Annotated in this window: 10 protein-coding genes; 3 read left to right on the top strand and 7 right to left on the bottom strand. The window is 70.3% G+C overall.

Annotated features, from left to right (window positions below):
• Window positions 1-20 precede the first annotated feature (20 nt).
• The gene (locus ACZ79I_RS09020) at window positions 21-677 is read left to right on the top strand and encodes an MBL fold metallo-hydrolase (RefSeq protein WP_471495838.1); all 657 of its coding nucleotides are present in this window, start codon (window positions 21-23) and stop codon (window positions 675-677) included.
• Window positions 678-1,053: 376 nt separating this feature from the next.
• Here the strand turns inward: ACZ79I_RS09020 and aroQ are convergent, their stop codons facing one another.
• Entirely contained in the window at window positions 1,054-1,527 is a 474-nt protein-coding gene (aroQ, locus tag ACZ79I_RS09025; RefSeq protein ID WP_471495840.1) for a type II 3-dehydroquinate dehydratase, read from the bottom strand.
• Between the two features lie 103 nt (window positions 1,528-1,630).
• Between aroQ and ACZ79I_RS09030 the strand changes: the two genes are divergently transcribed.
• The gene (locus ACZ79I_RS09030; RefSeq protein ID WP_471495841.1) at window positions 1,631-2,677 is read left to right on the top strand and encodes a S66 family peptidase; all 1,047 of its coding nucleotides are present in this window, start codon (window positions 1,631-1,633) and stop codon (window positions 2,675-2,677) included.
• A 132-nt stretch (window positions 2,678-2,809) separates the two neighbouring features.
• A complete protein-coding gene (locus ACZ79I_RS09035; protein WP_471495843.1) occupies window positions 2,810-4,081 on the top strand; it encodes an MFS transporter in 1,272 nt (423 codons plus the stop codon).
• A gap of 75 nt (window positions 4,082-4,156) precedes the next feature.
• On the opposite strand, the gene ACZ79I_RS09040 is transcribed toward ACZ79I_RS09035, so the two are convergent.
• From ACZ79I_RS09040 to ACZ79I_RS09065, 6 genes are all read right to left on the bottom strand, one after another.
• Complete coding sequence (locus tag ACZ79I_RS09040) at window positions 4,157-5,263, bottom strand: calcium:cation antiporter (RefSeq protein WP_471495845.1); 1,107 nt, start codon at window positions 5,261-5,263, stop codon at window positions 4,157-4,159.
• 172 nt (window positions 5,264-5,435) lie between these two features.
• Window positions 5,436-6,428 (bottom strand): TerC/Alx family metal homeostasis membrane protein, encoded by a 993-nt coding sequence (locus ACZ79I_RS09045; protein WP_471495846.1) that lies wholly within the window; start codon window positions 6,426-6,428, stop codon window positions 5,436-5,438.
• A gap of 273 nt (window positions 6,429-6,701) precedes the next feature.
• On the bottom strand, window positions 6,702-8,666 hold the full coding sequence (locus ACZ79I_RS09050; protein WP_471495848.1) for a TerD family protein: 1,965 nt from the start codon (window positions 8,664-8,666) through the stop codon (window positions 6,702-6,704).
• A 46-nt stretch (window positions 8,667-8,712) separates the two neighbouring features.
• Window positions 8,713-9,291: a TerD family protein gene (locus tag ACZ79I_RS09055; RefSeq protein ID WP_381083390.1), complete on the bottom strand. Its 579-nt coding sequence runs from the start codon at window positions 9,289-9,291 to the stop codon at window positions 8,713-8,715.
• Between the two features lie 159 nt (window positions 9,292-9,450).
• Window positions 9,451-11,598, bottom strand: a complete 2,148-nt coding sequence (uvrB, locus tag ACZ79I_RS09060; protein ID WP_471495850.1) for an excinuclease ABC subunit UvrB — start codon at window positions 11,596-11,598, stop codon at window positions 9,451-9,453.
• A 40-nt stretch (window positions 11,599-11,638) separates the two neighbouring features.
• Window positions 11,639-12,490 carry an MHYT domain-containing protein gene (locus tag ACZ79I_RS09065; RefSeq protein ID WP_471495852.1) on the bottom strand — a complete coding sequence of 284 codons (852 nt, stop codon included), beginning with the start codon at window positions 12,488-12,490 and terminating at the stop codon, window positions 11,639-11,641.

Below are 12,490 nucleotides of genomic sequence, written 5' to 3' on the forward strand. Positions count from 1 at the left end.
GCCCGCTATAGGCTGCCGCCATGACGTACAGCGGAGCGGTGAAGGTCGGCGGCCCCGCCGACGTGCACGAGCTGCAGGACCTGATGATCACGAAGATCGCGGTCGGCCCCATGGACAACAACTGCTATCTGTTGCGCTGCCGGGCCACCGACGAGCAACTGCTGATCGACGCGGCCAACGACGCGCACACCCTGCTCGGCATGATCGGTGACGACGGCATCGCGTCCGTCGTCACCACCCACCGCCACGGCGACCACTGGCAGGCGCTCGCCGAGGTCGTGGCGGCCACCCGCGCGCGCACCTACGCCGGGCGCTACGACGCCGAAGGCATCCCGGTACCCACCGATGTCCTCGTCGACGACGGCGACACGATCCGCGTGGGGCGCGTGGAGCTCACCGCGCGCCACCTCGTGGGCCACACACCGGGCTCGATCGCCCTCGTCTACGACGACCCGCACGGACACCCGCATGTCTTCACCGGGGACTGCCTCTTTCCCGGCGGCCTGGGCAACACGCGCAAGGACCCGGCCGCCTTCGCCGACCTGATCCACGACGTCGAGACCAAGATCTTCGACGTGCTGCCGGACGAGACCTGGGTCTACCCCGGGCACGGCAACGACACCACGCTGGGCGCCGAACGCCCGCACCTGCCGGAGTGGCACGCGCGGGGATGGTGACCGCGGACGCGACGTCCGGGCTGCCCGGCGTGAGTTCGGGGGGCCCGAACTCACCGGCGTGACACCCGAGACACGCGCCCCGTGTGAACCGTGCGCACGCGCCCGCGCCCCGCGCACGCTCCCGGCGCGCCCGGACGCGCGGTCGACTGGAGGCCGCCCTGCGCGGGAAGACGGCTTCCGCGCGGACGGGCCGCCGGTCGCCCGGTCTCCGCCCCCGGCCGGCGGCCCCGGCGGTCCCGGCGGCCCCGGGCCTGCTCCCGCGGTCGTCCGGCACGGGCCGTCCGCCGACGACGTTCACGGGTCGGTCGTGACACCCGGCACCGACGGACTCCCCCCCCCCCGGTTCGCCTCTCCCCCGCACGCCGGTGACGGAGTGTCACACTTCCGCCCGTGTCGCCCCCGCCAGCGTCGCGACCCGCTCCACCGCGAACGCGTACCCCTGCACCCCGCACCCGGCGATGACACCGTCGGCCCGCAGGGAGACGTACGAGTGGTGCCGGAACTGTTCGCGCTGGTGGATGTTGGAGATGTGGACCTCCACCACCGGCATCCCGTCACATGCGCTGAGTGCATCAAGGATCGCGACGGAGGTGTGCGAGTAGGCGGCCGGGTTGATGACGATCCCGGCGTGGTCCAGCCGCGCCTCCTGGATCCACTCCACCAGTTCGCCCTCGTGGTTGGACTGCCGGAAGTCCACCGTGCCTCCGTACACGGCCGCCGTCCTCACGCACAGGGCCTCGACGTCCGCGAGGGTGCCGGAACCGTAGATCTCCGGCTGCCGCTGCCCGAGAAGGTTCAGATTGGGGCCGTTCAGGATCATGATCGGGGCGTCGGCGAGGGTGCGGGGCACGGTTCCTCCGGTCCGTTCAGGTCTGCCGGCCCAGGAAGGACCGCTGCTCAGCCCCCGGTTTATCACGATGCGCCGGGCGGGCGGCGCCCCATACCCTCGGGCCGTGACGCAACCGACGTACCCGCCCAAGCCGGTGCCGGGCGACCGGGTCGCCGTCGTCTCGCCGTCCGCCGGGCTCCCCGCCCTCCTCCCTCGCCCGTACGAGCTGGGCCTGGAGCGGCTGCGCACCGAGTTCGGTCTCGAACCGGTCGAGTATCCGACGACCCGGACGATGGGCGCGACGCCGCGGGCACGGGCGGACGACCTGCATGCCGCGTTCGCGGATCCGGAGGTCAAGGCCGTGATCGCCTCGATCGGCGGCGACGACCAGATCACCGTGCTGCCGCTGCTGGACCGGGAGTTGATACGCGCGAACCCCAAGCCGTTCTTCGGACACAGCGACAACACCAATCTGCACGCCTTCCTGTGGAACACGGGCGTGGTGAGCTATCACGGCGGCACCGTCATGACCGAGTTCGGCCGCCCCGGCGCCATGGCGCCTTTGACCGCCGCGTCGTTGAGGGCCGCCCTGTTCACCTCCGGGGAGTACGAGCTGAAGCCGGCCGGGCGCTGGCGGGACACGGACCGGGACTGGGCCGACCCCGCGACCTTCGACGCGGAGCCGGAGACCCGTCCCGGCTCCGGCTGGACCTGGCTGAATGCGGACCACGTCGCCGAGGGCCGCAGCTGGGGCGGGTGCCTGGAGATCGTCGGCTGGCTACTCATGGCCGACCGCGAGGTGGCGCACGATGTGACGGTCCACGACGGCGGAGTGCTCTTCCTGGAGACGTCCGAGGAGTTGCCGAGCGGTGAGGAGGTCTTCCGTGTCCTGCGGAACATGGGCGAGCGCGGACTGCTCCGCCGCTTCTGCGCGCTGCTCATGGGCCGTCCCAAGACCTGGTCGTTCGCGTGCCCCAACAGCCCCGAGGCAAGCGCGCGTTACGCGGCGGACCAGCGTGGGGCCGTCGTGCGTGCCCTGAGGGCCTACGCTCCCGACACCATGGCCGTCTTCGATGTGGACCTCGGGCACACGGATCCGCAGGTCGTCATCCCCTACGGGGGCACCGTACGCGTGGACGGTCCCGCCCGGCGCATCACCGTGATCTACTGACCCGGCTGCCGCACCGGGCGCACGCCCGCCCTCACGGTGAGTGAGCCGAGCCACCACACGCCCCCGTGACGACCGATCACGGTGGGTAGTTGACTCGGCATGCACGACGTACGCACAGTAAAGGGCTCGGCCATGCTCCGGCTCGCGGCCGCCTCGCTCGCGGGGACGGCCGTCGAGTTCTACGACTTCTTCGTCTACGGGACCGCGGCCGCCCTGGTCCTCGGCCCGCTGTTCTTCCCGACGTTCTCGCCGCTGGCGGGCACACTGGCCGCGTTCGGGACCTTCGGCGCCGGCTTCGTGGCGCGCCCGCTCGGCTCGGTGCTGTTCGGCCACATCGGGGACCGGCGCGGGCGACGCCCGGTCCTCCTCGTCTCCCTGCTGCTGACCGGAGCCGCAACCGTGGCGGTCGGCTGCCTGCCGACGTACGGCACCATCGGCACGGCCGCTCCCGTTCTCCTTGTCGTGCTGCGTTTCCTGCAGGGGCTGGGGCTCGGCGGGGAGTGGGGCGGTGCGGTGCTGTTGACCACGGAGCACGCGCCGGCCGGGCGGCGCGCCTTGTGGTCCAGCTTTCCGCAGGTCGGCCCATCGCTGGGATTCCTGCTGGCCAACGGCGTGATGCTGGGGCTGTCGGCCACGCTGTCGGACGCTCAGTTCGCTTCCTGGGGATGGCGGATCCCGTTCTGGGCGGCGGGTGTCCTTGCCGCGGCGGGCCTGTGGCTGCGCCGTTCGCTCACCGAGAGTCCGCTCTTCCTGAAGATCGAGGACCACGCGCGCGTGCCGCTCGCCGAGGTCGTACGCGGCCACTGGCGGCTCGTCCTGCTGACGGCCGGCGCGCTCTCGGTCGGATATGCGGTCTTCTACACCGTGACGACCTGGTCCCTGGCGTACGCGACGGACCGGCTCGGCGTGAGCCGCACCGTCATGCTGGTGTGCGTCATGGCCACCGTCGTGGTGCAGGGCGTCCTGACCCCGTTGCTGGCGCTCGTGGGTGACCGCTACGGGCGGCGGCCGCTGTGTCTGACGGGCTGCGCCGGCGTGGCCCTGTGGATGTTCCCCATGGTCGCGCTGCTGTCGACGGGCGTGCCGCTGCTGATCTTCCTCGGCTTCCTGGGGGCGATGACCGCCTTCATCACGATGTTCGCCGTGATCGCAGCGTATCTGCCGGAGCTCTATGAGCCCCGGGTGCGCTGTACGGGTGCCGCGGTGGGCTACAACCTCGGCGGGGTGCTCGGGGGCGCCCTCACTCCGGTCGTGGCCACCGCGCTGGCCGAGCACGGGGGCAGGGTTCCCTGGGGTGTCGGCGCCTATCTGACGGTGTTGGCTCTGCTCAGCCTCGGATGCTTCGCGCTGCTGCCGGAGACCCGCCCCCTGCCGGTGGCGGTGACGGAACCCGCTCCCGGGTGAGGCACAGCCGCGCGTGCCGCACGAACGGCCGCCCGCACGCCGCCCGGGAAGCGACGGTGCGCCGCACGGCGGCGGCTACGGGTTGACCGCCAGCTCCAGGTACGCGGCGAACACCACCAGATGAACGCCCCCTTGGAGCGGCGTGGCCCGGCCCGGTACCACCGTCAGGGAGCTCACGACCACGGTCAGGGCGAGCAGCACCATGTGGACGGGGCCGAGGCCGAGCACGAGAGGGCCCGAGAGCCATACGGTCGCCACGGCGACGGCGGGGATGGTCAGTCCGATGCTGGCCATCGCTGAGCCGAGGGCGAGGTTGAGGCTCGTCTGGACCCGGTCGCGGCCCGCCGAGCGCAGTGCTGCGATGGTCTCGGGCAGCAGCACGAGCAGTGCGATGACGACACCGACGACGGCCTGTGGCATGCCCGCAGCCGCGACGCCGGACTCGATGGTGGGCGACACGCCCTTGGCGAGTCCCACGACCCCGACGAGGGCGAGAGCGAGCAGGCCGAGGCTGAGGGCCGCGGCGCCGGCGGAGGGCGCGTCGGCGTGGCTGTCCGCGCGGATCACCTCACCCTGCCGGGTGACCGGGAGGAAGTAGTCGCGGTGGCGTACCGTCTGGGTCGCCACGAACACGCCGTACAGGACGAGTGACGAGAACGCGGCGAAGGTGAGCTGGGCCATGGAGAACTCCGGGCCGGGCTTGCTCGTGGTGAACGTGGGCAGCACCAGGCTGAGGGTGGCCAGGGTCGCGACGGTGGCCAGAGCGGCACCGGTCCCCTCGGGGTTGAAGAGCGCGGTTCCGTGGCGCAGCGAGGCGACCAGGAGGCTCAGGCCGACGACGCCGTTGCAGGTGATCATGACGGCGGCGAAGACCGTGTCGCGGGCCAAGGTCGCGCTCTTGTCGCCGCCGTCCGCCATGAGGGTGACGATCAGCGCGACCTCGATGATCGTGACGGCGAGGGCGAGGACGAGGGAGCCGAAGGGCTCACCGACCCGGTGCGCGATCACCTCCGCATGGTGGACTGCGGCCAGCACCGATCCGGCGAGGACCAGCGTCATCAACGCGACGACCGCTCCGGGCATGTCGCGCCCCCAGGTCAAGGCGAGCAGCACCACCGCGGCCACCGGCATGACGGCCACGGCCGTCCACCGCGTCACGAGTGACCGGACCCGGACGATCATGCAGCGATCGTTGCAGAAGCGCCTGTGACGCGCATGCCAGGTGCCTGCGTCCCGCGGATCGCGACCGCGCACACCGGCGGAACGCCGTGCCGTGGCGTTCGCCGGCGGGCCTGGCACACACCCGTCGCTCTCCTGCGGGATCACACATCCCGTCGGCCCGACTCCGGCACCGTCATGCGTCGATGCTCTCCCGGGCCTTCGTCTCCTCCGGCGTCTCTTCGGCCGTCTGCTTCCTGGAGGCGATCAGGCTGGTGATCGTCGTGACGGTCAGGACGGTGCATATCACGCCGAGGGAGACCGGGATGGAGATCTCGGGAACGGGGGCCCCGGATTCGTGCAGCGCGTGCAGTACCAGCTTGATGCCGATGAAGCCGAGGATGACCGACAGACCGTACGAGAGATGGACCAGCCTCCGGAGCAGACCGCCGATGAGGAAGTACAGCTGCCTCAGGCCCATGAGGGCGAACGCGTTGGCCGTGAAGACGATGTACGGGTCCTGGGTGAGACCGAAGATCGCGGGGATGGAGTCGAGGGCGAAGAGGACGTCGGTGGTGCCGATCGCCAGCATCACGACCAGCATCGGCGTCATGACGCGCTTGCCGTTGTGCCGTATCCACAGCTTGGTGCCGTGGTACCGGTCGGCGACCCCGAAGCGCCGCTCGGCGGCCTTCAGGAACTTGTTCTCCTCGTACTCCTCGTTCTCCTCGCCGCCCTTGGCCTCCTGGACGAGCTTCCACGCGGTCCAGATCAGGAACGCGCCGAAAAGGTAGAAGACCCACGAGAAGCTCGCGATGATCGCGGCGCCCGCGGCGATGAACACGGCCCGCAGGACCAGGGCTATGAGTACACCCACGAGGAGTACACGCTGCTGGAACCGCGAGGGCACCGCGAACTTCGCCATGATCAGGACGAAGACGAAGAGGTTGTCGACGCTCAGCGACTTCTCGGTGATGAAACCGGCGAAGAACTCTCCGGCGGGCTGCCCGCCGCCGAGGACGAGCAGGCCCAGTCCGAACAGTGCGGCCAGGACGATCCAGACGATCGTCCAGATACCGGCTTCCTTGATCGAGACGTCATGCGGCTTGCGGCCGATGAAGAAGTCGACCGCGATCAGGGCGGCGAGGCCCACCACCGTGAGGACCCACAGGGTCATCGAAACATCCATTGCGCCTCCGGCAGTACGTCAGTCATGGCATGTCAGCGTCGCTACCGGAGGTCTCTTCCACCCGCCGTCACCGGCGCGTCATGCGCCGCGTCCGCGGGCCGGCGCCCCGGGATCCGTTCTGATCCGTATTGACGGGTACGCCGCAGGCGGGAGTACTCCCCTCCGTGTGGAAGAGACTACCCGAACACCAAGGAAAGGTAAAGAAGTAGGTAAAGAAAGACCCAAATCGGCAGGTCGGATCCTCTTTGCCTTTCCTTGAAAGAAGGGATGGTGTCAGCGGTTCCAGGAGCGGCGGGCCTCGGCCACCTGAGTCAGCACATGCTGCAGCACCTGGCTCCCCCGCGGGACGCGCGGCGGCTCAAACGTCCAGGCGTGGCCGACCCAGGGGTCCGCGAGATGGTCGTCGGGCACGGGGGTGAGCCGCAGCAGTGAGCGCCAGAGCGGGTCGAGCAGCGGCCCGTAGGCGGACGCGTCCTCCCGGTCGGCGACCATCATCAGATGGACACCGACTGCCGGCCCCTCGTCCGCGAGATAGCGCAGCTGGGTCACCGCCCGGTCGTCGAAGCCGTGCGGGAAGTCGTTGACGATCAGCAGGTGCTCGGCCGTGTCGAGGTCGGGCGGCAGCGAGTCTGACGCACCGCCGCGCACCGCCATCTGCACCAGATCGACCCGCTGGGCAAGCCGGGTCAGCACATCCGCCACGGCCGCCGCACCGGCGGCGGGCGGTCCCGCGAGCACACCGGCCTGCACGAGCGGCGCGAGCGCCGAGGTGCCCGATCCCGCCGGGTCGATGACGTGCACCGTGAACTCGCCGGGCGGGTAGACGGCGAGCAGCCGTGCAGCGTGTGTCACCGCCGTCTCCATCGCGAGCCGGCGCAGGTCACCGGAGTCGGCGACCGGGTCGAGGGAGCCGGAGCGGCCGCTGTCGATCCACAGCCCGCGCTCCAGCGGCAGCCGGACCAGCATGGGGATACGCAGGCTCTCGCTCTCGGGCAGGTGGAGATCGCCGAGGCGCACCGCCATGGGGATCTCCATCGGCACCCGGTAGCCGTGCCAGACCGGGTTGTCCCAGCCCGCGAACGCCGGAGGCAGCGCGGGCTCGACGACGTCGGACTCGGCGATGAGCTGGGTGAGATCGCGGTCGAGGGCGGCCCGGGCCTGGTTGACGAGGTCGGTGTGCTTCGCCTGGGCCGCCTCGCGTGCGGCGTCGCCCTGCCCGCCGATGCGGCTGCGCGGGTCGGACAGAACCCGGTCCAGCTCCTGCTCCATGCGCGAGTCGGCGAAGTCGACGGCGCTGCGGTACGCAGCCGCCGTGCGCGCCAGGTCCTCGAACATGCCCCACACCTGGTTGTACAGCCGCTCCTCCATGGACCAGCCCGTCGCGTCGCCCGCCACGGGCTGGGCGGGCTGCCCGGGCGGGGCCGGCGGCGCGACGGGCGGGGGCGGTGGCGGCGCCGTGGTCTGCCGACCGGGGTGGGTGTAGTTGACCGGTCCGCCGGAAGCGGGCTGCGGGACGGGGCCCGGAGAACCTGTGACGTCGTAGGGGGATCCCTGCTGCGGCACGGCGGGCGTGCCCTGCTGCGGGGGTACGGCACCGGAACCGCCGGGAGGTGACGCCGGGGCCGCCGCCTGACGTGTGCGGTCGCCCTCCGGCAGGCGCGGCGGAGGTGGTGCCACCGAGCGTGCCAGGCCCTGGGACACCGCCTCGTTGATGCTGCCCGCGAGTTGCCGGGCCTCGGGAAGGCCCTGGTCGGTCAGCAGCGCGGCGAGCCCGCCCGCGTACCCCTGGCCGACCGCGCGGACCTTCCACGCGCCCTGGCGGCGGTAGAGCTCCAGCGCGATCACGGCGGACTCGGCGTCCAGGCCCGTGATGGTGTAACTCGCGACCTCGGAGCCGTCGAGGCCGGTGACCGCGACGAAGGGGGCGGCGAGGGCTCCGAACCGCACCGGGCCGCCGATCCCCGTCGGCAGCGCGAGCAGCACGGTCACGCAGTGCACGCTCTCCGGAAGGGCGTCCAGGTCGAAGGCGAGGCGATGGTCGGCCGCCGCCTGCTTGGAGACTTCGAGGCCGGGCAGCGTGGAGGCGCCCGGGTGGGCCACCCAATCGACGCCGCGCACCTTGCCGTGCGCGTCACTGAGCGTGGCCGCGGCCACGATCGGCTTGCCGGCCGACACCCGTACTTCAAGTCGGACCTGGGGCAGCGGATGGTTCTGCCCCCGGACCAGCTCGGCCGTCATCGCCTCGTCCCCCTACGTCGCTTCGTCTACCCCGGTGTACGGCCGCCTACAGGTGCGGCAGGATCGCCGGCATCAGGTCCTGGAAGGTACGGCCGTTGGCCGGAGTGCCGAGGGCTGTCATCGTCCAGCCCGCGCCCGCGCGGTGCACCTTCGCCATGATCTGCGCCGTGTACGCGCCGCCGCCCGCCAGCGTGTAGCGGGCCAGCTCCTGGCCGTTGGTCTCGTCGACGAGGCGGCAGAAGGCGTTCTGCACCTCCTGGAAGGTCTGGCCCGTGAAAGAGTTCACCGTGAAGACGATCTGGTCGATGTGGACCGGGACGCGCTGCAGGTCGACGAGGATCGCCTCGTCGTCGCCGCCCTGGCCCGCACCGCCGACGAGGTTGTCACCGGTGTGCCGCACGGAGCCGTCGTCGCTGACGAGGTGGCGGAAGAACACCACGTCCACCGGCTGCTTGTCCGCGAACAGCACGGCGGACGCGTCGAGGTCGATCTCCCGGGTGCGGGAGCCGAACAGCCCACGCCGGGGAGCGGCCTGCCAGCCGAGCCCCATGCGCACCGCATTCAGCGTGCCCCCGTCGTTCTTCTGCAGACTGATGGCCTGACCCTTGGTCAAGTTGACGGTCACGCGCTGGTCCTCTCTCGAGCTGTCCCCTGTTGGCCGCGGACTCCGCGGATGCCAGAACCCTACGGTTCGCCACTGACAGTGCCGAACCCCGGGCCGTGCTTTGTGTCGGTCTTGCAACACACTGCGGGTCCACCGGGGTCCGTCACGGACGGGGCGATGTCAGGCCAGGCCCGCTTCCCTCATCTGTCGCAGTTCCTTCTTCATCTCGGAGACCTCGTCGCGCAGCCGGGCCGCGATCTCGAACTGGAGGTCGGCAGCGGCAGCCCGCATCCGCTCGGTCAGTTCCTCGATCTGCTCGGCGAGTTCGGCCGCGGGGCGGTCGGTGGGCACCGTCTGCTTGGCCTTGCCCTTGGCGGACTTGGCGGGCTTGGCGCCCTTCGCCGCCTGGCCACCGAGCGAGGGGACGGGGCTCCTGGTGCCCCGGCCGTCCCTCCCCTTGCGGTAGCCCGAGCCGAGCAGCTGCTCCGTGTCGACGTCCTCACGGGCGATCTGCGCCACGATGTCGTTGATCTTCTTGCGCAGCGGCTGCGGATCGATGCCGTGCGCCGTGTTGTACGCGATCTGCTTCTCCCGGCGGCGGTTCGTCTCCTCGATGGCCTTCTCCATCGCCGGGGTGATCTTGTCGGCGTACATGTGGACCTGGCCGGAGACGTTGCGTGCGGCCCGGCCGATGGTCTGGATGAGCGAGGTCCCCGAGCGCAGGAAGCCTTCCTTGTCGGCATCGAGGATCGCCACCAGGGAGACCTCGGGCAGGTCGAGGCCCTCCCGGAGGAGGTTGATGCCGACCAGCACGTCGAACTCACCCGACCGCAGCTCGCGCAGCAGCTCGACACGGCGCAGGGTGTCCACGTCGCTGTGCAGATACCGCACCTGGATGCCCAGTTCGAGGAAGTAGTCGGTGAGGTCCTCGGCCATCTTCTTGGTGAGCGTGGTGACCAGGACGCGCTCGTCCTTCTCGGTGCGCTTGCGGATCTCGTGCACCAGGTCGTCGATCTGGCCCTCGGTGGGCTTGACCACGACCTCGGGGTCGACGAGACCGGTGGGACGGATGATCTGCTCGACGAATCCGTCCGCGCGCGAGAGCTCGTACTTGCCGGGGGTCGCCGACAGGTACACGGTCTGTCCGATGCGCTCCTGGAACTCCTCCCACTTCAGGGGCCGGTTGTCCAGGGCGGACGGGAGCCGGAAGCCGTGCTCGACGAGGGTGCGCTTGCGGGAGGCGTCACCCTCGTACATGGCACCGATCTGCGGGACGGTGTTGTGCGACTCGTCGATGACGAGCAGGAAGTCGTCCGGGAAGTAGTCCAGCAGCGTGTTGGGCGGGGAACCGGGCTCACGCGCGTCGAAGTGCATCGAGTAGTTCTCCACGCCGGAGCAGCTCCCGATCTGACGGAGCATCTCGATGTCGTACGTCGTGCGCATGCGCAGCCGCTGCGCCTCCAGGAGCTTGCCCTGCTTCTCCAGCTCGGCCAGGCGCTCCTCGAGCTCCTTCTCGATGCCGTTGATGGCGCGCTCCATGCGCTCGGGTCCCGCGATGTAGTGGGAGGCCGGGAAGACGTACAGCTGCCGGTCGTCGCTGATGACCTCGCCGGTGAGCGGGTGGAGGGTGGACAGGGCCTCGATCTCGTCGCCGAACATCTCGATCCGGACGGCCAGCTCCTCGTAGACCGGGAAGATCTCGATGGTGTCGCCGCGCACCCGGAAGGTGCCGCGTGTGAACGCCACGTCGTTGCGCGTGTACTGGATGTCGACGAAGCGCCGCAGCAGCTGGTCGCGGTCGATCTCGTCGCCGACCGTGAGGCTGACCATGCGGTCCACGTACTCCTGCGGCGTACCGAGACCGTAGATGCAGGAGACCGAGGCGACCACGACGACGTCGCGGCGGGTCAGCAGCGAGTTGGTTGCGGAGTGCCGCAGGCGCTCCACCTCCTCGTTGATCGAGGAGTCCTTCTCGATGTACGTGTCCGACTGCGGGACGTACGCCTCCGGCTGGTAGTAGTCGTAGTACGAGACGAAGTACTCGACCGCGTTGTTCGGCAGGAGCTCTCGGAACTCGTTGGCCAGCTGGGCGGCCAGCGTCTTGTTCGGCGCCATCACCAGTGTGGGGCGCTGGAGCCTCTCGATCATCCACGCGGTGGTGGCGGACTTGCCGGTGCCGGTCGCGCCCAGCAGGACGACGTCCTTCTCACCTGCGCGGATGCGCTTCTCCAGCTCGGCGATGGCCGTGGGCTGGTCACCGCTGGGCTGGTAGGGGCTGACGACCTCGAAGGGCGCCACCGTGCGTTCGATCTGTGAAACGGGCCGCATGCCATCCACCGTACGACCCCGCACTGACAACGGGGCCGGGTCACCGGCTCTGCGGGCTGCGGGAGCCCCGCTGGCCGGCGCGGGGCAGCGGACTCCGGTCGGCGCGGGCGGCCTCGGGATGGGCCGGAACCCCCGGCTTGCGCTCCGCCGGGATCCGGCCGGATCTGCCCATGACCATCAACGGGTCGAACAGCACGACGGCGCCGGCCAGGCACAGGAAGACGAGCGGACCGATCATCATCGGGGCGAGCAGGGCCGCGGGCGAATCACCGGCCGGGTCGCCCGTCCCGTGCAGATGGACGCTGAGGGCCGCCATGCCCGTGTAGTGCATGCCGGTGACCCCGAATCCCAGGACGAGGCTCGCGCCGACGCTCCACAGGAGCCCCCGGACCCGTCCGGCCACCCAGAAGGCCGCGGTCGCGGCGACGACCGCTATGACGACGGAGGCGGCGACGGTGAGGGTGTTGTACCGGAGCACCCCGTTGAGGCGCATCCCGGCCATGCCCAGGTAGTGCATCGTGGCGACGCCCAGGCCGGTGATGGTGCCTCCGGTGAAGAGGGCCACCCCGCTCGCTCCCCGATAGCCCACGATGAAGACTCCGAGGCCGACCATGACGATGCCGAGGGCAAGGCTCGCGAAGGTGATCGTCTTGTCGTAGTGGATGGGGGTCTCCTTGACGGTGAACCCCATCATCGCGATGAAGTGCATGGTCCATATGCCGGACCCGATCGCGGCGGATCCCAGAGCGAGCCAGACGGCCCGCCACGAGTGGACAGCCAGCATCGATCTCGTGGTGCAGCGCAGACCGAGCGCACCGCCGAGGCAGGCCATGAGGTACGCCACCACCGGTGTGACCAGGCCGTAGCTGAAGCCGTCCACGGTGCCCTGCAT

The organism is Streptomyces sp. PSU-S4-23 (assembly GCF_055632315.1).